General features: G+C 70.5%; 21 protein-coding genes. 16 read left to right on the top strand and 5 right to left on the bottom strand.

Translation table 11 applies throughout. The annotated features are described in order from the left end of the window. Positions 1-10: 10 nt before the first annotated feature. On the top strand, positions 11-1,093 hold the full coding sequence (locus GLX30_RS32950; RefSeq protein WP_159694562.1) for an acyl-CoA dehydrogenase family protein: 1,083 nt from the start codon (positions 11-13) through the stop codon (positions 1,091-1,093). A gap of 162 nt (positions 1,094-1,255) precedes the next feature. Here the strand turns inward: GLX30_RS32950 and GLX30_RS32945 are convergent, their stop codons facing one another. The 3 genes from GLX30_RS32945 to GLX30_RS32935 all read right to left on the bottom strand — a co-directional run bounded on the left by GLX30_RS32945 (position 1,256) and on the right by GLX30_RS32935 (position 3,719). Further along, complete coding sequence (locus GLX30_RS32945) at positions 1,256-2,506, bottom strand: FAD-dependent oxidoreductase (RefSeq protein ID WP_159694561.1); 1,251 nt, start codon at positions 2,504-2,506, stop codon at positions 1,256-1,258. Between the two features lie 206 nt (positions 2,507-2,712). Further along, a complete protein-coding gene (locus GLX30_RS32940) occupies positions 2,713-2,886 on the bottom strand; it encodes a hypothetical protein (RefSeq protein ID WP_159694560.1) in 174 nt (57 codons plus the stop codon). A gap of 17 nt (positions 2,887-2,903) precedes the next feature. Further along, the gene (locus tag GLX30_RS32935; RefSeq protein WP_159694559.1) at positions 2,904-3,719 is read right to left on the bottom strand and encodes a transcriptional regulator; all 816 of its coding nucleotides are present in this window, start codon (positions 3,717-3,719) and stop codon (positions 2,904-2,906) included. A gap of 125 nt (positions 3,720-3,844) precedes the next feature. Between GLX30_RS32935 and GLX30_RS32930 the strand changes: the two genes are divergently transcribed. From GLX30_RS32930 to GLX30_RS32910, 5 genes are all read left to right on the top strand, one after another. Then, complete coding sequence (locus tag GLX30_RS32930; RefSeq protein WP_159694558.1) at positions 3,845-3,982, top strand: hypothetical protein; 138 nt, start codon at positions 3,845-3,847, stop codon at positions 3,980-3,982. A 1-nt stretch (position 3,983) separates the two neighbouring features. Continuing rightward, a complete protein-coding gene (gene folE, locus GLX30_RS32925) occupies positions 3,984-4,643 on the top strand; it encodes a GTP cyclohydrolase I FolE (RefSeq protein WP_244258371.1) in 660 nt (219 codons plus the stop codon). Positions 4,644-5,005: 362 nt separating this feature from the next. Beyond that, positions 5,006-6,514: a DUF4246 domain-containing protein gene (locus GLX30_RS32920; protein ID WP_159694557.1), complete on the top strand. Its 1,509-nt coding sequence runs from the start codon at positions 5,006-5,008 to the stop codon at positions 6,512-6,514. A 366-nt stretch (positions 6,515-6,880) separates the two neighbouring features. Next, positions 6,881-8,197, top strand: coding sequence for an ATP-grasp domain-containing protein (locus GLX30_RS32915; protein WP_159694556.1), 1,317 nt, complete (start codon positions 6,881-6,883; stop codon positions 8,195-8,197). A gap of 85 nt (positions 8,198-8,282) precedes the next feature. After that, on the top strand, positions 8,283-10,310 hold the full coding sequence (locus tag GLX30_RS32910) for a CocE/NonD family hydrolase (protein ID WP_159694555.1): 2,028 nt from the start codon (positions 8,283-8,285) through the stop codon (positions 10,308-10,310). 245 nt (positions 10,311-10,555) lie between these two features. Here the strand turns inward: GLX30_RS32910 and GLX30_RS32905 are convergent, their stop codons facing one another. Further along, positions 10,556-12,541 carry a heavy metal translocating P-type ATPase gene (locus GLX30_RS32905; RefSeq protein ID WP_159694554.1) on the bottom strand — a complete coding sequence of 662 codons (1,986 nt, stop codon included), beginning with the start codon at positions 12,539-12,541 and terminating at the stop codon, positions 10,556-10,558. Between the two features lie 120 nt (positions 12,542-12,661). On the opposite strand from GLX30_RS32905, the gene GLX30_RS32900 reads away from it, so the two are divergent. The 7 genes from GLX30_RS32900 (at position 12,662) to GLX30_RS32870 (ending at position 17,115) form a co-directional block, all read left to right on the top strand. After that, positions 12,662-13,030 (top strand): metalloregulator ArsR/SmtB family transcription factor, encoded by a 369-nt coding sequence (locus GLX30_RS32900; RefSeq protein ID WP_159694553.1) that lies wholly within the window; start codon positions 12,662-12,664, stop codon positions 13,028-13,030. A 193-nt stretch (positions 13,031-13,223) separates the two neighbouring features. Next, on the top strand, positions 13,224-13,742 hold the full coding sequence (locus tag GLX30_RS32895) for a hypothetical protein (RefSeq protein WP_159694552.1): 519 nt from the start codon (positions 13,224-13,226) through the stop codon (positions 13,740-13,742). A gap of 13 nt (positions 13,743-13,755) precedes the next feature. After that, positions 13,756-14,436 carry a class F sortase gene (locus GLX30_RS32890; protein WP_167306892.1) on the top strand — a complete coding sequence of 227 codons (681 nt, stop codon included), beginning with the start codon at positions 13,756-13,758 and terminating at the stop codon, positions 14,434-14,436. Between the two features lie 247 nt (positions 14,437-14,683). Then, positions 14,684-15,091 carry a phage holin family protein gene (locus GLX30_RS32885; RefSeq protein WP_159694551.1) on the top strand — a complete coding sequence of 136 codons (408 nt, stop codon included), beginning with the start codon at positions 14,684-14,686 and terminating at the stop codon, positions 15,089-15,091. Further along, complete coding sequence (locus GLX30_RS32880; protein WP_159694550.1) at positions 15,088-15,477, top strand: DUF3618 domain-containing protein; 390 nt, start codon at positions 15,088-15,090, stop codon at positions 15,475-15,477. The genes GLX30_RS32885 and GLX30_RS32880 overlap by 4 nt, the downstream gene beginning before the upstream one ends. Then, positions 15,474-15,740 carry a DUF4235 domain-containing protein gene (locus tag GLX30_RS32875; RefSeq protein WP_159694549.1) on the top strand — a complete coding sequence of 89 codons (267 nt, stop codon included), beginning with the start codon at positions 15,474-15,476 and terminating at the stop codon, positions 15,738-15,740. Before GLX30_RS32880 ends, GLX30_RS32875 begins: the two co-directional genes overlap by 4 nt. A 292-nt stretch (positions 15,741-16,032) precedes the next feature. Next, positions 16,033-17,115 (top strand): YihY/virulence factor BrkB family protein, encoded by a 1,083-nt coding sequence (locus GLX30_RS32870; protein ID WP_159694548.1) that lies wholly within the window; start codon positions 16,033-16,035, stop codon positions 17,113-17,115. A gap of 126 nt (positions 17,116-17,241) precedes the next feature. Here the strand turns inward: GLX30_RS32870 and GLX30_RS32865 are convergent, their stop codons facing one another. Next, positions 17,242-17,439, bottom strand: a complete 198-nt coding sequence (locus GLX30_RS32865) for a hypothetical protein (RefSeq protein ID WP_159694547.1) — start codon at positions 17,437-17,439, stop codon at positions 17,242-17,244. A 201-nt stretch (positions 17,440-17,640) separates the two neighbouring features. Here GLX30_RS32865 and GLX30_RS32860 point away from each other — a divergent pair, with 201 nt between their 5' ends. From GLX30_RS32860 to GLX30_RS32850, 3 genes are all read left to right on the top strand, one after another. Beyond that, positions 17,641-18,357 (top strand): MerR family transcriptional regulator, encoded by a 717-nt coding sequence (locus GLX30_RS32860; protein ID WP_159694546.1) that lies wholly within the window; start codon positions 17,641-17,643, stop codon positions 18,355-18,357. 255 nt (positions 18,358-18,612) lie between these two features. Then, positions 18,613-19,629, top strand: coding sequence for a LacI family DNA-binding transcriptional regulator (locus GLX30_RS32855; RefSeq protein WP_159694545.1), 1,017 nt, complete (start codon positions 18,613-18,615; stop codon positions 19,627-19,629). 74 nt (positions 19,630-19,703) lie between these two features. Continuing rightward, positions 19,704-21,728 carry a glycoside hydrolase family 31 protein gene (locus GLX30_RS32850; RefSeq protein ID WP_159694544.1) on the top strand — a complete coding sequence of 675 codons (2,025 nt, stop codon included), beginning with the start codon at positions 19,704-19,706 and terminating at the stop codon, positions 21,726-21,728. The last annotated feature ends 4 nt before the right edge of the window (positions 21,729-21,732 follow it).

Raw genomic sequence — 21,732 nt, 5'->3', positions numbered from 1 at the left:
GAGACTGCGGGTGAGGCCGACGGAAGAACAGACGGAACTGCGGACCGCCGTCCGGGCTTCGCTCGCGCGGCACGAAGGTGCGGCGGCCTGGCTGCCGTTGACCGAACAGATCGGCGCCGCCGGACTTCTCGTCCCCGAGGAGTACGGCGGTGCGGGCTGCGGTGCACGCGAAGTGCACGTCGTCATGGAGGAGTTGGGCCGGAGCCTGAGCCCCGTCCCCTACCTCGGCTCCGCGGTGCTGGCCGTCCAGGCCCTGCTCGCCTCCGGCGACACCGAGGCATGCGCGCGGCTGCTGCCGGGACTCGCCGGGGGCCGGACGGTAGGGGCCCTTGCGTGGGCCGAAAGCGGTTCCTGGCACCCGGCGGCCGTCCGGGCCGAAGCCGCCCGTGGCCCGGAGGGCACCTGGCGTATCACCGGGGCCAAGGAGTTCGTCCTGCACGGGGCCCAGGCCGATGTGCTGCTCGTGGCGGCCCGAACGGCGGCCGGGGTCTGTCTGTTCCAGGTGCCGGTCGCCGGCGCGGGGGTGCGCCGCGAAGCGGCGGTCACCATGGATCAGACCCGGGCGCAGGCACGCATCGTCCTCGACGGGGCCGAGGGCCGGCTCATCGGCACGGAGGGCGACGGCGGGCGGGTCCTGCGGCACGTACTGGACCTGGCCTGCGCGGCGCTCGCGGCGGAGCAGACCGGCGCGGCCGAGCGCTGCCTGGAGCTCACCGTGGCCTACGCCAAGGAACGCATCCAGTTCGGCCGGCCGATCGGTTCCTTCCAGGCGCTCAAGCACCGGCTGGCGGACGCGTACGTGCTGGTGGAGTCGGCACGGTCGGCCGCCCTCGCCGCGGCCTGCGCGGCCGCCGCCGGCTCATCGGAGCTGACGCGCTGCGCGGCCGTCGCCAGATCCGCCTGCTCGGAGGCCTTTTCGACAGTGGCGGGCGAGACGATCCAGCTGCACGGCGGTATCGGCATCACCTGGGAACACGATGCCCACCGCTACTTCAAGCGCGCCCACGGCTCCGCCCATCTGTTCGGGCCAGCGGCGTGGCACCGGGGCCGGCTCGCCGAGGACCTCGGACTGGACACGGCCAGGCGGGCGTAAGCGACGGACGGGCCCGCACCTGCGCGTACCCGTCCGCCCGTACCGGCTGCGCCGCCGCCCGGGACGGCCTCAGGTGCACGGGCGGACACGGGATGCCCGGGTCGACAGCCGGCCGGCCACGCCTGCCCGGCTGTCACCTGCGCACCGCCTTCTCCTGGATGCTCACCCGGCCGAGGCCCGGCGCTCGAGAAGGTCGCCCAGCGGGACGTCGGGGTCGGCGAGCCTCTTCGCGTCGACCGGACGCCCGGAGGTCACGAGGTCGCGGATCGGGTCGGTGACGTCCCAGACGTTGACGTTCATGCCGGCCAGCACCCGCCCCTCGGCGAGCCAGAAGGCGATGAACTCGCGGGTGTCCCTCTGCCCGCGGAAGACGACCTCGTCGTAGCCACCCGGTTCGACGTAGCCGGTGTACTCCATTCCCATGTCGTACTGGTCGGTGAAGAAGTACGGAACGCGGTCGTAGGCCACGTCCTGGCCGAGCATCGCCTTGGCCGCGGCTTGCGGCTGATTGACGGCGTTGGCCCAGTGCTCGACACGGATGTGTTTCCCGAGCAACGGATGAAAGGCGTTGGCGACGTCGCCGGCGGCGTGGATGTCCGGGTGCGAGGTACGCAAGCGGGCGTCGACGAGGACGCCGTTGTCGACCTCCAGGCCGGCGGCGTCGGCGAGCTGGACGTCGGGGGTGATGCCGATCCCGACGATGACCGCGTCGGCATCGATACGGCTGCCGTCGGCCAGCAACACACCGTTCGCCCGGCCGCCGTTCCCCGTGATCTCGGCGACCTGCGCACCGAAGCGCAGGTCGACCCCGTGACCGGCGTGCAATTCGGCGAAGATCTGGGAGACCTCACGGCCGAGCACGCGCAAGAGGGGCAGCTCCCCCCTCTCCAGCACGGTGACCTCCGCACCGGCCGCGCGGGCGGCGGCCGCGGTCTCCAGTCCGATCCAGCCGGCGCCGATCACCACGACGCGGGATGCGGACGCGAAGGCTTCCTTCATGCTGTCGCTGTCGGGGAGCCGGCGCAGGTAGTGGACTCCGTCGAGACCGGCTCCGGGCACGGTCAGGCGGCGGGGCGAGGAGCCGGTGGTCAGGAGCAGCTTCTCGAAGCCGATGCGGCTGCCGTCGGCGAGCGTCACCTCGTGTCCGGCCGGGTCGATCGCGGTGACGGCGACGCCCAGGCGCAGGTCGACGTCATGCTCGGCATACCAGCGGGGAGGGTGGACGTAGACGGTGTCACGCTCGTCCTTGCCCAGCAGGTAGCCCTTCGACAGCGGCGGGCGTTCGTAAGGGCGCTCGCTTTCCTCTCCGAGCAGCACGACGTCGCCGTCGAAGCCCTCTTCCCGGAGGGTCTGCGCCGCCTTCGCACCGGCCAGGCCGGCTCCGACGATCACGAATGCTGTGTTCGCGGCCATGTTCTCTCCTCTGCTGCGTCGGCCGGCCCGTCGGCGGACGACGTTCCGCTCCCTGCCTGCGTCGTACGTGGCCAGGCCATCGTCGTCGACAGCCGTGCGCTGTCATCGGTTGAGCTGTTCCCCGGTGTGTCTCCGACAGGTCCATCGACGGAGGCCGGGGGCCGCTGGACCGTTCGTCGGCGGCCGGCGGACTGCGGACTGCGGTATCAGGCAGCGGTGTGCACGGGCGCGACGCGCGGGCCCACCTCGAGGGATATGCGCCCGTCGGCCCCTTCCGGTCCGCCGCCGACGGGCCGCTCCCGGCTCGGATCATCGAGCCGAACCGCGACGCCTTGGGCGGCCGGCCGGTCGAGGTTCTCACTCGTGGCGTTCTCCCACATGCGTCGTGCGATGCCGTCTACGGCGTGGTGCCCTCATCGGGAGCGGGGTGCCGGGTTCCCGTCTCCTTCGCGCGGGTGCCGTCGGCCGAGCCGGACTCTCCGGGGCGGTCAGCTGCGGCACGCAGCTCCACACAGCACCGGTCCGGGTGGGGGGCGAGGACTGCGTCGATCCCGCCGGTCCGGAGTCCCGTGAGGAAACCGCCGAGGAAGGCGTGGTTGATGCCGCAGACCAACTGGGGTGAGCGGGCAACGAGGGGATGGAAGGGACAGTTGAGCAGCCGCAGTTCGTCAGGGGCGCGACGGGCGGGTTCGAAGCCGAACTCCTCCAGCACGGACGCCGTCAGGGTGATGGACCGCTCAGGGCCCAAGCGTCCGGGGCGGATGTCGGAGCGTGTCGCGGCTCCGAGCTCTTCACCCCGCCGCCGGGCCGTGCGCAGCGCGGCGGACTGCGCGTCTTCGCCCTGTCCCTGTTCGAGGACCGCGTCGACGAGGATCTCCGCGAGGACGTCGGGACGGCGTTCGGGGATGCTGATGCGGATGTCGGTCTCGGCCGGCTCGTACACCTTCGGCTTGCGGCCGACCCTGCTGACGCCTCCGGGACTGTCGTAGCGGGAGTGCAGCAATCCGGCCGCGACGAGTTTGTCCAGGTGGAAGGCGGCCAGCTTGGCGGAGATGCCCGCATCCGCGGCCGCCTCCTCCCGCGTCACGGGCCGGTGGGCGCGCCGGGCGAACCGGTAAAGGGTGCGGCGCACCTCGTCCGCGAGCACCGAGACCGCCTCCACGCCCGCCGCGGCGCGGGGATGGGGCGAAGCCGGAGTCGGTCCTGAGGTCATACCTTCAGGATAACTCCAATCCACGCTGTTGAAACCGAAGAGACGCGCGCTTTTTCCAGAGAACCTTGACCCGCTTCCCGAATAAGTCCAATACTGATTGGTGAAACTCTGGAGAGGAGCCCGCCATGCCCAAGGAACTGCACAAGCAGGCGAAACAGCCGGTCAGCGCTCTCGCGGCCCCGTACGGGCACCCGTTCGATGCGGTAGTGGTCACCGCGCCGGTCGGCGCCTGGGCGGGCAGTGCTCTCGGGACGGGTGAGTGACATGACCCAGGACCTCCACTCCGCCTTGCACATAACCCCCGGCCCGGCCGCCTCACCTGAACCGGTCCCGGCGCCCGCTGCCCTGCGCGTGGTCCACGACGTGGAAGGGGTGGACCTGACGGCCGCCGAACTCGCGGCGGGGCAGTTCCTTCAGGCGCTGGGTATCGACACCGGTTCGGAGAGCCTGCGCGGCACCCCGGGCCGCATGGCCCGCGCCTACGCCGAACTGTTCAGCCCTCGCCCGTTCGACCTGACGACGTTCCCGAACGACGAGGGCTACGACGAACTGGTCCTCGCCCGGAGCATCCCGCTCCGGAGCGTCTGTGAGCATCATCTTCTGCCGTTCGTGGGGACGGCCCACATCGGCTACCTGCCCGGGCAGCGGATCCTGGGACTGTCGAAACTCGCGCGGGTCCTGGAGCACTTCGCCTGCCGTCCTCAGGTGCAGGAGCGGCTCACCAAGCAGGTCGCCGACTGGCTCCAGACACACCTGGAGCCGAAAGGCGTCGGCGTCGTCATCCAGGCCGAACACACCTGCATGACGCTGCGCGGCGTCCAGGCCACCGGGGCGACGACGATGACCTCCACGCTCCTCGGCCTGCTGCGCAGCGATGCGCGATCCCGCAGCGAGTTCCTGGCCCTGACCGGCCTGCCTCACTGACCGCGGCCCAGCGGGGCCGGAGGGGGCGGTGCCCTGCCGGTGAAGCCGGCTGCGAGGCAACGGCACCGACCCCTTCTGTGACGACGTCAGGATGTGGGCACCTCGCAGGCGTATGTGCCGGCCGTACGGAGTGGCCGCCCGGCTGCGGTGGTGCGGTGCTTCCGTCGAGGTTCAGGCGAGTCGCGCGAGAACGGCGCGACCGGTGCGCTGTAGTTCCTCGTCGTGCCGTGGACATGTGATCCCTCTCGAGCCCGAGCTTCTCGAGGACACGGAACGACGGCGTCACAGGGACCACGGCTGCGGTGTCGGTCCGCTGACGTATCCTTCCCGCCACCGCACACCGACCAAGAGGACCAAGAGAATTGACCGGCCTTTCTGCTTTCCCGCTGCCTTTTCGTGCTTCACGTTCCATATCGTTCGCGACACCCCGAACTCTGCGGGAACTTCAGATGATGCGGTGCAGCTCACACATTCGGGCGAAGCCGGGCTGGTTCGACAAGATGAACGATGCCGACATCGTCGCCAGGTGGACGCAGGAAGCGGTCGCCCAGGGCCTCACCGAAGCGCAGGTTCGTTACGTGCTTGCCGAACTCCCGCACTACGCCGCGCTGCGGGACGGGCGAACCGGGGTCGAGGTGTCCGCCGTCGACGGGGTGTGGCAGTCGGACACACTGGTCGACGACAAGCTCAGATCCCGGCTGCGCGACGCGGTTCGGGTTCTGGAAGAGGTCCCCGAAGCAGAACAGGACTGGCATCCCGGCTCCGACGGCCAGGTACTGGATCTTGTTCATCCTTCACTGTTCTGCCTGGTGAGAGAGGTGAGCGGCGCGCCCGAGCGTGCTTGGCAGAACCCGACGGACCGCTACTCGAAGTACGAATTCTCGGAGAAGTTCCAGTGGCTGCCCACGGACGTCGACGTCAGTGACGACGGCGATGTCGCCTTCCATTCGTACGTCAACAACGTCCACCCCGAAACGCATCGCGAACTGGCCTCGGTACTACCGGACTTGTTCGCACGCTTCCGCCCGCTGCTGGAGAACGTGCTGACCGATCTGCGCCATCCACGGCCCCTGCGGATCGAGGCCGATCCTTACGGGTGGTACGACTCGGAGCCGGAGCATCCGGACAAGTCCTCCTACAGTGATGACGGGGCCTACGCAGAAGCAGTCCGTGCATGGGAGGAGGCCCAGGACGACTGGTGGGAGAACCGCCGTCCCGCCGTCCCCGACGCGCCGGCCTTCACCCCGCCCGAGGTGCCCGATGAATCCGCCCGGGTCGACCTGCGCGGCCGCCGTCTCCAGGTCATCGTCAAGCTCGCCACCATTCACCTCACCCCGGACAAGCCCGAGTACCCCGGCGGTTCCTGGCATGTCGAGGGGATGATGAACGAGCGGATCGTCTCGACCGGCATCTACTACTGGGACAGCGAGAACATCACCCAAAGCCGGCTGAGTTTCCGGGCGGCACTCGACGACCCGCACTACGAACAGAACGACGACAACGGCCTGCGTGAGGTCTACGGTCTGGAGGACGAAGACGCACTGAACCAGACCCTGGGATCGACAGCGACCCCACCGGGCCGCTGCCTGGCGTTCCCGAACATCCTGCAACACCGCGTCGGCTCGTTCCGCCTCACGGACCCCACCCGTCCGGGACATCGCAAGATTCTCGCGTTCTTCCTGGTCGACCCGTCGGAACGGATCGTCTCGACATCCGATGTGCCACCGCAGCAACCGTGGTCCGACACCTCGACCATGACGCTTGAACAGGCCAAGAACCACCGCGAACAACTCATGCAGGAACGCAAGTTCTTCGTCGACGAACACAACGAGCAGCTCTACGAACGAGAATTCTCCCTCTGCGAGCACTGAACCTCTTCGGGACATCCGCGTCCATCGCGTCTCAGGCCTGCCTCGACCACCACTGCGTCGCCTCCCCCGCGCAGGTCTTCGTCACCGATCCGCTGCTCGTGACCAGGTCGAGGCAGCCGCCTCCGAAGTCGCTCCGGAGGGTGCCGCCCGAACCCGTACGCCACGGCCGGCCGGGGTCCTGGGAGCAGTCGGCCACGAAGTCGGCCTGCCGCCCGCGCCGTCCTGTGCGCCGGACCCGGTGCCCCCCGGCAACAGGTGCCCGTGATCCGCCCGTCCCTCCCTTGGGGCATGTCCCGCGGGGCGGGGGGTAGCCGGGCGGCATCCCCGATAGTGCGCAGCTGCCTTCGCCCGACCCGAGGAGAATCAGTGCCCGAGAAGAACATTTTCGTGATCGGCCTCGACGACGCCAACCTGCCCACCTTGCACAGCGTGCCCGACGCCGGGGAGTACCGCTTCCATCCGCTCCTGACCCCGCAGGAACTGCAGGTCGGCGAGGTGTCCGTGCCCGCACTGCTCGAGAAGGCAGAGGGAATCCTGGACGCGTTCGACGGAAGCATCGACGCCGTCGTCGGCTACTGGGACTTCCCCGTGAGCACGCTCGTGCCCATCCTGAGCGAGCGCTACGGCACGCGCAGCACCTCTCTGGAGTCGGTCGTCAAGTGCGAGCACAAGTACTGGAGCCGGCTGGAGCAGCAGAAGGTCGTTGACGAGCACCCGCGCTTCGGCAGGGTCGATCTGGAGGCACAGGATCCGCGCCCGCCCGAGGGCGTCCGTTTCCCGATGTGGCTCAAGCCCGCCCTCTCGTACTCGTCCGAGCTCGCCTTCGGCGTGAAGAACGAGGAGGAGTTCCGCGCGGCGGTGGACGAGATCCGCAAGGGCGTCGCCCGCGTCGGCCGCCCCTTCCAGTACATCCTCGACCGGCTGGACCTGCCGCCGGAGATGCAGGGCGTCGGAGGCCAGGTGTGTCTGGCGGAGGAAGCGCTCTCCGGCATCCAGGTCGCGGTCGAGGGCTACGTCCACCAGGGCGCGGTCACCGTCTACGGCGTACTGGACTCCATCAACTATCCGGACAGCTCGTCCTTCCTGCGCCACCAGTACCCCTCCACGCTCCCCGAGCCCGTGGTGCGGCGTCTGCACGACGTCTCCGAGCGCGTGATACGGCAGATAGGGATGGACGCGGCGACATTCAGCATCGAGTACTTCTACGACCCGCGGACCGACGCGATCAACCTGCTGGAGATCAATCCCCGGCACTCCCAGTCGCACGCCGAACTGTTCGAGTACGTCGACGGGGTGCCCAACCACCACTGCATGCTCAGCCTCGCCCTCGGCAAGAACCCCGAACTGCCCGACGGCGCGGGTCGCTACAAGACGGCCGCCAAGTGGTACTACCGGTGGTTCGCCGACGGTGTGGTGCACGACGTGCCCTCGGACGAGGACCTGAGGCGCATCGAGCGGGAGATCCCGGGCGTACGGATCGACATGGTGCCCGAGGAAGGGCAGCGGCTGTCGCAGATGCCCGAGCAGGACAGCTACAGCTTCGAACTGGCCCACATCTTCACAGGGGGCGACAGCGAAGAAGACCTGCGGGACAAGTACGACCGCTGCGTGGCCGCCTTGAACCTCACCTTCGACCGCGCCGCGTCCGACGGCCCCGCCGGCACCGATGGCGAGGCCGCCTGAGGCAGGCCGGTCGGACCGGTGTGCCGGACAGGATCCTGGGCAGCCGCCCAGCCGAGCCGAAAAGAGGAGGGAGAGGGCCGGCCGTATGCGTTATGTGAGCAACCTGCCCTACGCGACAACGGAAGAGGAGCACGTCGCCGTCCCCATGTCCGACGGCGTCAGTCTGTCTGCCAGGATCTGGCGTCCCGTCTCCTCCGACGCGGAACCGGTGCCGGCCGTGCTGGAGTACATCCCGTACCGCAAGCGCGACCTGTCCTCGGTTCGCGACTCCGTCCATCACCCCTACATCGCCGGTCACGGCTACGCCTGCGTCCGTGTCGACCTGCGGGGCACCGGCGAGTCGGAAGGTGTTCTGGCGGACGAGTACCTGGAACGGGAACAGAGCGACGCCGAGGAGGTCCTCGCGTGGCTGTCGGAGCAGCCCTGGTGCGACGGGAACACCGGCATGATGGGCATTTCCTGGGGCGCGTTCGCCGCCCTCCAGGTCGCCGCCCGTCAGCCGCCGAGCCTGCGCGCCATCGTCATCGCCTCCTTCACGGACGACCGGTACGCCGACGACATGCACTACATGGGCGGTGCGCTGCTGTCGGACAACCTGGCCGAAGCCGGCACCATGTTCGCCTACGCCACCTGCCCGCCCGACCCCGCGGTCGTCGGTGAGCGCTGGCGCGAGATGTGGCGGGAACGCCTGGAGAACACCCGTCCGTGGGCGCTGGAGTGGCTGCGCCACCAGCGCCGCGACGCATACTGGCGGCACGCCTCTGTCTGCGAGGACTACCAGGCCGTACGCTGCCCCGTCCTGGCCTCAAGTGGCTGGGCGGACGGCTATTCCAACGCGGTGACGCGCCTGCTGGGAAACCTGGACGTGCCGCGCAAGGGCCTGATCGGCCCGTGGTCGCACAAGTATCCCCACCTCGGCGAGCCGGGCCCGGCCATCGGCTATCTGCAAGAGGTCGTCGCCTGGTGGGACCACTGGCTCAAGGGCGTCGACAACGGGGTCATGGACGGGCCGATGCTCCGGACCTGGATGCAGGAGAGTGTGCCGCCCTCCACGTCCTACGAGTCCCGGCCCGGCCGCTGGGTGGGCGAACCTTCCTGGCCCTCACCGCATGTCCGGCCGACCGCCCATCCCCTCAGCCGGCACCGCATCGGCGCCCCTGGTGAGGAGCCGTCGAGCAAGGACGCCCTGACCGTGCAGTCGCCGCTGTCCGTCGGGCAGTTCGCGGGCAAGTGGGCCTCCTACAACGCCCCGCCCGACCTTCCCTACGACCAGCGGGAGGAGGACGGCGGCTCACTGGTCTTCGAGACCGACGCACTCACCGAGCGCGTCGAGATCCTGGGCTCCCCCAGCGTCGAACTGGACCTGTCGGTCAGCGAACCGGTCGGCATGGTCGCCGCGCGCCTGTCGGACGTGTCCCCTGACGGCAGTGCCACCCGCGTCACGTACGGACTGCTCAACCTCACCCATCGCGAGGGGACGGGCGTACCGCAGCCGCTGGAACCCGGTGCCCGCTACCGGGCCACCGTGCAACTCAACGGTGTGGCACAGGCCTTCCCGCCGGGGCACCGCATCCGGCTGTCCCTGTCCACCTCCTACTGGCCGCTCGCCTGGGCACCGCCCCGACCGGTCCTGCTGAGCGTCCACGAAGGCACAAGCAGCCTGACGCTGCCGCTGCGACCGGACGACGCGCCCGACGGCCTTCCCCGGCATCCGTTCGGAGAGCCGGAGGGTACAGAGCCCCTCACCACCACCCGGCTGACACCCCCCGAGCAGCGCTGGGAGGTCACACGTGACCTGGTCGACTACCGGTCGGCGCTGGAGATCGTCAAGGACCGCGGCATGGTGCGTTACGACGACATCGGCCTCGACGTGGGCCTGCGGGCGTACGAGAAGTACAGCGCGGTCGCCGACGACTTCACGTCGGTCAGCGGGGAAAGCGCCTGGACCATGCGCTTCCGGCGGGACGAATGGGACGTGCGTGTGGAGACTCGCACCGCGCTGACGTCGAGCGAGACCGAGTTCTTCATCGACGCCACGCTGGACGGTTTCGAGAACGACCGCCGGGTCTTCTCCCGTACGTGGAACGAGACGCTGCCTCGCGACCACTTGTGAGGAACGCCCGGACGCAGGAACGCCCTTCGGCCCGGGCGAGGCTCCGGCGGGGGCCGGGCGGGCTGCGGGGCGGGTGCGGCTCGTGGGAGAGCGCTCACCCGCCAGTCCCGCCTGCGGCGGGGCCTGCGCGGCCCGCCGCCATGCCCACCGCCGGGCCGTACGCCGCCGACATCGGGCGCGGTCGAAGGAAAGCGCTCCCCAGGCACCCACCCGCTTGTCCGCCCTGCCCGCCCTGCCCGCCACCGTCACGCCTGCGCCGCCCGCCGCCATGCCGACTCGCGCAGGAGCCGCAGGCCGTTGAGCCCCACCAGCACGGTGGAGCCCTCGTGGCCGGCCACTCCGAGCGGCAACGGCAGGTGCCAGGCCAGGTCCCAGACCACCAGCACGCCGATGCACACGGCCGCGATCACGAGGTTCTGCACGACGAGCCGGCGGGCACGCCGCGCCAGCGCCACGACGGCGGGGACAGCGGCCGCCTCGTCGCGCACCACCACGGCGTCCGCGCTCTCCAGCGCCAGGTCGGAGCCCGCCCGGCCCATCGCGACGCCTGCGGTCGCGGCGGCCAGCGCGGGCGCGTCGTTGACGCCGTCGCCGACGACGAGCACCCTGTCACCCGACCGTTCCCACTCCTGTACCGCCGCGACCTTGTCCTGCGGCAGCAGCGCGGCCCGTACGTCGGTGATGCCGACCTCGCCCGCCACCCGGGCCGCCGCCTGCGGATTGTCGCCCGTCAGGAGGGTGGGGCCGGCGCCGGTGAGACGGGCCAGGGCCGCGACGGCCTCCGGGGCGCCGTGCCTGAGCCGGTCCTCGACGGCCAGCACGGCGACGGGTTGTCCGTCCACCTCCACCACGACGGCCGTCCGGCCGTCGGCCTCCATCGCCGTCGCCTCCGCGTTTTCGCCGGCGAGCAGAGCGGCGGGGCTGCCCACGCGCACCGCGCGGCCGCAGACGTGCGCGGAAACGCCTCGCCCGGGAGCCGACTCGAACTGCCGCGCCTCCGGCGGCCGCAGGCCGCGTTCGCGTGCCGCGGTGACCACGGCACGGCCCAGCGGGTGCTCGCTGTGGTGTTCGGCCGCTGCCGCGAGCGTCAGCACCATGTCCTCGTCGAGGCTACCGGCGGGCAGCAGACGTACGTCCGCGACGCGGGGAGCGCCTTCGGTGAGGGTGCCGGTCTTGTCGAGCGCTACGCGGGTGACGGAGGCCAACGACTCCATCGCTACGGCGGATTTGACGAGGACTCCGTGGCGTCCGGCGTTGGCGATCGCGGACAGCAGCGGCGGCATGGTGGCCAGCACGACGGCGCACGGCGAAGCGACGATCATGAACGTCATGGCCCGCAGCAGGGTGCTGGTGAAGTCGGCGCCGAAGGCGAGCGGTACCGCCAGCAGCGCGAGGGTGGCGACCACGACGCCTGCGGAGTACCGCTGTTCGATCTTCTCGATGAACAGTTGGGTGGGCGCCTTGGTGGCACTGGCCTCCTCGACCATCGCCACGATCCGCGCGATCACGGACCCGGCCGCGTCGGCGTCGACGCGGACGCGCAGCGAGCCGGTGCCGTTGAGGGTGCCGGCGAAGACGGTATGGCCGGCGAAGCGGTCGACGGGGAGCGGCTCGCCGGTGATGGTCGCCTGGTCGACCTCGCTCGCGCCCTCGAGAACGGTCCCGTCGGCGGGCAAACGCTCTCCGGGCCGCACCAGAACGGTGTCCCCCACCCGCAGGCCGGACACGGGGACGATCTCCTCCGCACCGTCCGTCAGGCGCAGGGCCCGCGCGGGGGCGAGGTCGAGCAGGCCGCTGACGGAGTCGGCCGTGCGGCGGGTGGCGAGCGCCTCCAGCGCGCCCGACACGGCGAAGATGACGATCAGCAACCCGCCGTCGAGGAACTGGCCGATGGCCGCCGCCCCGACGGCCGCCACGACCATGAGCAGGTCCACGTCGAGCGTCTTCTCGCGCAGGGCCCGTAGCCCTTCCAGGCCGGGCTCCCAGCCGCCGGCCGCGTAGCAGAGGGCGTAGAGCGGGCCCCACGCCCAGGCCGGTGCGCCTCCGAGGTCGAGCGGCAGGGCGCACAGGAACGCGACGGCGGACACCGCCGCCCAGCGGACCTCGGGGAGCGCGAACAGCCGTGTGCGCCCTCTGTCCGGTACCGACGCGGGCGCCGCGGCGGGCCGCGCGGTGGTGGAGTCGCGTACCGGCGTGGCGGTCGGGGACGTCGGTGGCGTCGGAGGAACCATCGGGAACACACCTCTTCATTCGGTTCCGGGGCACCGGGTGGGGCGGAACCCGACCACCATAGCGGAACAGATGAAGAGGTCTTCATTCATTGCTTCTGTCGCGCGGCTACGATGTGCACCATGGGACACGGAGTCAGCGGCGGGACCACCCCGGCCGCGCATCTGGACGCGGACTCCGCGGCGACCATCGCCGCCACCCTGCAGGCCCTCGCGACACCCTCCCGCCTCATGATCCTCACGCGACTGCGCCAGGGTCCGTGCGGAGTGACCGAGCTCGCGGAGGCGGTCGAGATGGAGCAGTCGGCCGTCTCCCACCAGCTGCGGCTGCTGCGGGCGCTCAGTCTGGTCTCCGGCACCCGTCAGGGCCGGCGGATCGAGTACAGCCTCTACGACAACCACGTCGCCCAGCTGCTCGACGAGGCCGTCTACCACATCGAGCACCTGCGGCTGGGCACCCGCGACGTGCCGGAGCCGGCCGACAGCGAGTAAGCGGCGCGACACGCACGCCGCCCCTGCCCGGCGCGTGCTCGGCGCTCGTTCACGACCGGCAGCGACCCGGCCCATCGGCCCCCTTGAAGTGGCAGGGCCACAGGGCAGCTCCTAGCGTCGTTCCCGTCGAGGTGCACGTCCCGAATCCGCGGAAACTCCGTGTGGCTGCCCTCGGGAACCCGGAGAACCGACCATGCGCGCCACACCGCTCGCGTTCCTGTCCCTCGCCGGTGCCGTCGCGCTTCTCGCCCCCGCCGCGGCGGCCCACGCCGAGGACGAAGGCGACATCACCTCGTTCGCCTTCTCCGTCTCCCCTTCGACGGTCGAGCCCGGCGGCACGGTGACCCTCACCGCAACCGAGTGCCCGGCGAAGAAGGTGACCGTGTCGTCGGAGGTGTTCGAAACGGTCACGGTCCACGACGGCGGCCCCGCCACGGCGAAGGTCGACAAGGACGCCAAGCCGGGCGCGGAGTACAAGGTCGTCTTCGACTGCAAGGGCGAGAAGGGTCATGCCCCGCTCACCATCGCGACGGGCTCCGGCGGGACCCACCCGCCCGCGACCGTGAAGCCGGGCGGCGGGGCCCATGCCGGTACCGGCGGCAGTGTCTCCGACCCCGGTCCCGCAAGGTCGGTGGCGGGCTGGGCACTTGTGGCCTGTGCGCTCGGCGGCGGCGTGTACCTGCTGCGGCGCCGTTCGGGCCAGGGCGTCTGAAGGGGAGGGCCCCGTGCCGCCGTCCTCGAGACGCGGCCCCTGGTGCACGCTGCTGTGTGTCCTGCTCTTCGGCGTGTTCCTGGTGGGCAACGGGACCGGCGGGCCGTACGGCGGCCCGCCCCAGCCGTCCTCGTCGCCCGCGTCCGCCGCGCCTCTCGGGCCTGCCGGGGCCCGCGGGTCCCATGAGCCGGCCGCGCCCGCCGCGTCTGCGGCGCTGCCGCCCGCTCCGGAGCCGCTGTCGCGCTCGGCGCCGCGCCGTGTCTCCGTACCCGCGGCAGGCATCGACGCGCCGCTGAGACCCGTCGGGCTCGACGGGAACGGCTGGGTGGGCGTGCCGCCGGCGGCGCAGGCGGACGTGGCCGGCTGGTACTCCGGCGCTGCGACGCCCGGGGAGCGCGGCACCTCGGTCGTCGTCGGCCACGTCGACGACGAGGCGGGACCGGCCGTCTTCTATCCGCTCGGCTCGCTCACGCGCGGTACGCGGGTGGAGGTGCTGCGCGACGACGGGCGCACGGCGGTGTTCGCGGTGTACGCGGTCGAGGTGTTCGACCTGCGGGACTTCCCCGCCGAAGAGGTGTACGCGGATACGGCGGAGGCGGAGATCCGGCTGATCACCTGCGGCGGAAAGTACTCACAGGACCGCGGTTACGAGGGGAACGTGGTCGTCTTCGGGCGGCTGGTGGCCGTTCGCTGATCCGCCGTCCGGAACGGGCCGTGCCGGACCGTCGCGGTAGGTGACGTCCCGCTGGGCCGTGACGGCCTGACGCCTTGGCGGCTCGGCTCGACGGCTCCGCGGTCCCGGATTGCCGTATTGCCGCAGGCGGCAGCGCTCGTGGAGCCGCTGCCGCGACGGCCTGGCCGCGCGCGCGGGGCCGGCCCGTTGTGTGCCCGGCGTCTTCTCGGGTAACCGGAGCCCGTGGACCCGTCAGGAGGTGGACCCGATGAGCAATTTCCATCGCACGGCCACGGACGAGCCGGTCGGTGAGCTGGTCAGCCGTGCCTCGCAGCAGATCTCCCTGCTGGTACGGGAAGAGATGCAGCTGGCCAGAGCCGAGATGAGCGCGAAGGGCAAACGGTTCGGCATGGGCGGCGGGCTGTTCGGGGGCGCCGGCCTGGTCGCGGTTCTCGCCCTGCAGGCGCTGGTCGCCACCGCGATCATCGCGCTCGCGCTGGTCCTGCCGTGGTGGGCGGCGGCACTGATCGTCACCGGGGTGCTGTTCCTGATCGCCGCGATCCTCGGCATGGCCGGGAAGAAGAGCATTCGGCGGGCCGGCCCGCCGAAGCCCCAGGAAACGATCAGCAGCGTGCAGCGCGACGTCCGTGAGATCAAGGAAAGGGCACACCGATGAACACGTCCCCGCAGGGCAGCAGCAGGGATCCGAGCGCCCTTTCGGCCGATGAACTGCGCGCACAGATCCAGCACACCCGCGACGAACTGGGCGAGACGGTGGAAGCGCTCGCGGCCAAGGCGGACGTCAAGAGCCGGGCCAAGGAGACCGCCGCGGGCGTGAAGGACCAGGTGGGCCTGAAGGCCACTCGTGCGAAGGAGCAGGTGGCCGCCACCGCGTCCGCGATGGGCGACACGATCCGCGACAAGGCCCCTCACCCGCGCCACGAGCACCACGCCGCACACGCGGCACGCGACACCGACACGAGGCTCATCGTCGGTGCGGGAGCGGGAGTCGCCGTGGCCCTCGTTCTCCTGATGCTGGTCAAGCACAGGAGGCGCCGATGAAGTTTTCGAAGATCCTCTACAAACCCGTCGGTCTGGCGATCGGTGCGACGAGCGGCGCCGTGGCGGGGGCGGTGTTCGGCCAGGTATGGAAGAAGCTGGGCCACGACGATGACGCGCCGGACGCGACCGACGAGCACCGCAGCTGGCGGGAGGTGCTGCTCGCCGCTGCCCTGCAGGGCGCGATCTTCGCTGTCGTCAAGGCCACCGTCGACCGCAGCGGGGCCGTCGCCACGAAACGCCTCACCGGTACCTGGCCCGGCTGACACGTCACGGCCGATCCCACCCCACTCCCCCTCCGGGCACCGGCCCGGGCACCGCTGACATCGGCGCCCGGGCCGGTGAGTCCTGTTTCGTGGCCACGGAGGGCACGTCGCCGGGTGGGGCCTGCCGTCGAGCGGGACGGCACCTCGTTCGCCGGGCGGCCCGCCGTCACGACGGAGCACAAGACGGAGCCACGGGCCTGACGCGCATGCCGAAGCGGGGGCCGGCGCGCGGGCGTTCCGCTGCGAAGGCAATCGGTTGGTTGGCTTCCACGAATACGGATACACGGGCGATATGACACGTTTTGCGAATCTGCGGCATCGCCACGGAGAAGCCTCCCGTCACGAGGCCGACCGTGCCACCGACCCGGGACCGCAGCCCGACGCCGGCACGGACCGGAAGCCCGGCCCCGGGCCGGATGTGGAGCGCAACGCCCCTGACAAGCCTACGGACATGCCCAAGAAGTCCTTCGGACAGGTGCTGCGGGGAACGCTCAAGGAGTTCAAGGACGACGAGCTCACCGACCGTGCCGCCGCTCTGACGTACTACGGCATCCTGGCGCTGTTCCCGGCCCTTCTGGTGCTCGTCTCGCTGCTCGGCATCATGGGCGAGAGCACGACGCAGAAGGTGCTCGACAACATCCAGCAACTCGCCCCGGGGCCCGCCCGTGACGTCATCACCAACGCCGTCACCCAGCTTCAGGGGAGTTCCGGCACCGGTTCGATCCTGGCGATCGTCGGCCTGCTCGGTGCCCTGTGGTCCGCGTCCGGCTATGTGGCCGCGTTCATCCGCTCCTCGAACGCCATATACGACGTGCCGGAAGGCCGGCCCGCGTGGAAGGTACTGCCGATCCGCCTCGGCGTGACCGTCGCCCTGATGGTGATGGCCTGTGTGAGCGCCCTCATCGTCGTGCTCTCCGGAGGCATCGCTCAGCAGCTCGGTACGGCGCTCGGCGTCGGGGACACCGCCATGACGGTCTGGACGTACGCCAAGTGGCCGGTGCTCGTCGTACTGGTCAGCCTCATGGTCGCACTGCTGTACTGGGCCACGCCCAACGCCAAGGTCCACGGCTTCAGATGGATCAGCCCCGGCAGCGTCATCGCCGTGGTGATCTGGCTCGTCGCGTCGGCCGGCTTCGCCTTCTACGTGGCCAACTTCGGCTCGTACAACAAGACGTACGGCACCCTCGCCGGCATCATCATCTTCCTCGTCTGGTTGTGGATCACCAACCTGGCCATCCTCCTGGGCCTCGAGTTCGACGCGGAACTCGCCCGCGAACGCGCGCTCGTCGGCGGCCACCCGAAGGACGCCGAGCCCTACGTCGAGCCCCGCGACACCCGCAAGTGGACCGACGAGGACCGACGGCGAATGAGCTGACCGCCGCCCGCCGAGACGGCGCCCGCGACAAGGGCAGGCGTCGACGACGAGGACCGCGCGACATCCGCGGCCCTCGGTCGACCCGGCGTCAACTGCCGCTGCGTCGCGGTGCGGTGCCCGGTCCTGTCAGGATCCTTCTGCTTCGACGATCCGCCACCTGCCGACCTCCTGGTGCTGCGAGTCGTAGACAGCCGACCCGTCGCCCGGCTTCAGCGCGTAGTGGTTCAGATTGCCGCCCCAGTAGCGGAGGATGCGGCCCAACTCGCCCGCCGTCTCCTCCGCGGGCCGCCCGGCGTCCACGTCGACCTCGAGAACGAACTTCACGTTGCCTGTCTCCCCTCACGAAACGGTTCCGCCCCGCCCACAGAGGGCCGGACCTGCGGTATCAATTGTTTCATTCAAGTGCAATGTGAGACTTTGAGGACCATGGGTCCTGGTGGGCACTCCGGAATGCCGGAGAAGTCTCAAACAGGGTTGAGGCGTCCTGTGAACCGCCGGGCGCGCGGTGGCCGAGGGGGTGGCGAGGTGGGGAACCGGCTGCGGGCCGTCGACCTTGCGCGCACGGCCGGGCTCTCCGTCCAGCAGGTCCGCAACTACGTGGACACGGGTGTTCTGCCTCCGGTCGAACGCACCGCCAGTGGATACCGCGTCTTCACCGCCGCGCACGCCGAAGCCCTCGCCGCGGCTCGAGAAGCAGCCGCCGGCCACGGCTGGGCGACCACCCGGACGGTCATGCGAGCCATCCACGACCGCGATGTGGAGACCGCCCTGGCCGCTCTCGACGCCAGTCATGCCGAACTGGACCGCGAACGGGCCGAACTGGCGGCGGTGCACGACGCCCTGGGCACCGTCCTCGCGCAACCGGCTGTCACCACGGCCACCGCGCTTCCCGGCATGCGCATCGGCAAGGTCGCCCGCGCCGTGGGGGTCCGACCACCTGTGCTCCGGTTGTGGGAGGCCCACGGCCTCCTGCGACCGGACCGGGAGCCGGGCACGGGATACCGCGTCTACTCCCGCTCGGAGTTCCACGCGGCGCAGGTCGTCGCACTGCTGCGCCGAGGGCACTACCCGCCGGCCACCATCAATGCGGTACTGGGCGAACTACGGGCCACCGGCAGGCCCGACCGCGTGCTCGGCGAACTGACGAAGAGGCAGCGGGATCTCCACCGCCGCAGCCTCCACCGGCTCAGAGCCTCCGCGGCCCTGCATGCCTACCTGCGATACCTCGGGCACACCGCATGACGGGTCCGCAGATCAAGTCCGGGCGTACTCGGGGAGCGTGACGGTCCAGCTCCATGGGCCGTGGGCAGTGGAGTCGCGGCCCGAATCCGAACGCGTGCAGCGCCTGCCGGAAGCCCGTCGGCACGGCCCGCGCACCTATTGAAGCGCTTCGACAAGAGTCTGGACAGTCTCGAACCCGTCGGATTACTGTCTACCCACATCCGAAGTCACCGACTCGGAGCGCATTGTCGAAGCGCTTCATCATCTGGAGATCCGATGGTCACCCTCGCCGACGTAGCGCAGCACGCCGGAGTCTCGGCCAGCACGGTCAGCTACGTCCTGAGCGGGAAGCGGACCATCTCCGCGCTCACCCGGGAGCGGGTCGAGCGCAGCATCACGGAACTCGGCTACCACCCGAACGCCGGGGCCCGTGCGCTGGCGAGCAACAGGTCGAACATCATCGCGCTGATGATGCCGCTGCGCATGGACATGTATCTGCCGGTCATGACGGAGATCGCCATCGGGATCGCCACCCACGCCCGCGGTCACGGGTTCGACGTGCTGATGCTCACCAGCGAGGAGGGACCCGAAGCGGTCCACCGGGTCGTGGGCAGCGGGCTGGCCGACGCCATCATCCTCATGGACGTGGAACTGGACGACGCGCGGCTCCCGTTGCTCCGCGAGAGCGGCCGGCCGGCCGTGCTCGTCGGACTGCCCGCCGAGACCACCGGACTGACGTGTGTGGACCTGGACTTCACCGCGACCGGCGCGCTGTGCGCCGAGCATCTGGCCGGGCTCGGTCACCGTGAGATCGCCGTCATCGGAGAGGCACCCGCCGTCTACGAGCGGCGCACCGGTTTCGCCGAGCGGACCATCGACGGACTGCGCACGCGGGCACGGGAACTCGGGCTCCGGGTGCTGCACCGCCCCTGCGAGGGCAACTACGCGGCCATGGCCGGCGCGCTCGCCCAGATCTTCTCCGAACGCCCCGACGTCACGGGCTTCGTCGTACAGAACGAGACCGCCGTGGAGCCGCTGCTCGGTCTGCTGCGTCAGCACCGAAGGGCCGTGCCGGAAGACATCTCGGTGGTCGCGATCTGCCCGGAGCAGGTCGCCGTCCACGGTTCCGTACGGCTCACCTCCGTCGCGATCCCGGCGCGCGACATGGCGCGGCACGCCGTCGAACAGGTCGTCGCCAAGATCGAGGGGCGGGCCGGCGACGAGGTCGTCCTCCTTGCGCCCGAACTCACCGTGCGTGCCAGCAGCGGTCCGGCCCCCGCTCCCGGCGTCTGAACCGCCTCGCGTCCCGGCCATCTCCGCACCGCCCTGCCCCAAGAGTGTCCCTCCTACGCCCAGGAGTTCCCTACGTGGACCAGTCACCCAGCCTTGCCCAGTCCTCCCCCACCGTGGGTACCGTCCGTGAGTGCGACGGTGCCCTGGAGTGGAGCGGACGTCAGGAGACCGTGCGCATCGAGCCATGGGGCCCGGACGCCGTCCGGATCCGCGCCAGGATCGGAGGACCGCTGCTCGACGGTCTGCCGGGCGCCCTGACCGACGGCCCTCCGGGCGGTTCCTTCTCCGTCAAGACGGAGCAGGGCGCCGGCGTGCTGGTCAACGGGGCGATCACCGCCGAGATCGGCGCCGAAGGGCTGCTGCGGTTCACAGCGACCGAGGACGGACGGGAACTCCTCGCGGAGGAACGCGCCCACTTCTGGTGGCCCGGCTCCCGGCTCTACACCCCGAACGGCAACGGCTACCACCGCCTGGAGCAGCGCTTCGCCGCCTACGACGACGAGAAGCTGTACGGCCTCGGCCAGCACCAGCACGGCCTCTTCGACCAGAAGGGCGCGGTCGTCGACCTGATCCAGCGCAACGCCGAGGTCGGCATCCCGGTACTCACCTCCAGCCGCGGCTACACCCTGTTGTGGAACAACCCGGCGATCGGCCGGGTAGAGCTCGCGCGGACGGGCACCCGCTGGGTCGCCGACAGCGCGCGGCAGATCGACTACTGGATCACCGCGGGCGCCCCGGCCGCGGCGCAGCAACGCTATGCGGCGGTGACCGGCCGGACGCCGATGCTGCCGGAGTGGGCCGCGGGCTTCTGGCAGTGCAAACTGCGGTACCGCACCCAGGAGGAACTGCTGTCCGTGGCCCGCGAGTACAAGCGCCGCGGACTGCCGCTCGACGTGATCGTCTGCGACTTCTTCCACTGGACGCACCTCGGGGAGTGGAAGTTCGACCCGGCCGAGTGGCCCGACCCGGCCGCCATGGTCGGGGAGTTGGAGGAGCTGGGCATCAGGCTCGTCGTCTCGGTGTGGCCTTCGGTGTCCCCGCTGAGCGAGAACCACCGGCCGATGGAGCAGCGCGGGTACTTCATCGGCACCGAGTACGGTCCGACGGCGCACGCCGACTGGCCGGACAAGGAGGTCGCGGAGCCCGTCCAGGTCGCCTTCTACGACGCGACGAACCCGGCGGCCCGCGACTTCGTCTGGTCGCGGGTGCGGGAGAACTACCTCGAACCGTACGGGATCCGCTCGTTCTGGCTGGACGCCTGCGAGCCGGAGCTCAAGCCCGGTTTCTCCGCGAATCTGCGCTACCACGCGGGACCGGGCCTCGAGGTCGGCAACCTCTATCCGCGCGAGAACGCCCGCACCTTCTACGAGGGGATGCTGGCCGCCGGCGAGAAGGAGGTCGTCACCCTCAACCGCTCGGCGTGGGCGGGCAGTCAGCGCTACGGGGCGGCACTGTGGTCCGGTGACATCGGCACCGACTTCGCCACCATGCGACGCCAGATCGCGGCCGGGCTCAACACCGCGCTGTCGGGCATCCCCTGGTGGAACACCGACATCGGCGGCTTCCACGGCGGCGACCCGGAGGACGAGGCATACCGCGAGGTGATGATCCGCTGGTTCCAGTTCGGGGCGCTGTCCCCGCTGATGCGGTTGCACGGCTTCCGCGACCCGGGTATGCCGCTCGGTCCGTCCATGACGGGCGGCCCCAACGAGGTGTGGTCGTACGGGGAGCGGGCCGAGGAGGTCCTGTCCTGGTACCTGGGGCTGAGGGAGCGCCTCAAGCCGTATGTGCTGGAGCAGATGCGCGCCGCCCACGAGGAGGGCCTGCCGCCGATGCGTCCGCTGTTCCTGGAGTTCCCGGACGACGAGAGGGCCTGGGAGATCGCCGACACCTACCTGTTCGGCCCTGATCTTCTGGTCGCGCCGGTGCTGGAGGCGGGTGCGACCAGTCGTGCGGTCCACCTGCCGGCCGGCGTCCGTTGGACGGACGCCTGGACGGGCGAGGAGTACGAGGGCGGGCGCACGGTGACGGTGGACGCGCCGCTGGAGCGGATCCCGCTGTTCCTCAGGGACGGCGCCGAGCTGCCGATCACGGGGTGACACG

Source organism: Streptomyces sp. Tu 2975, assembly GCF_009832925.1.
Lineage (GTDB): Bacteria > Actinomycetota > Actinomycetes > Streptomycetales > Streptomycetaceae > Streptomyces.
The sequence above is the reverse complement of the archived record's forward strand: the minus strand, read 5'-3'. Positions and strand labels throughout refer to the sequence as shown.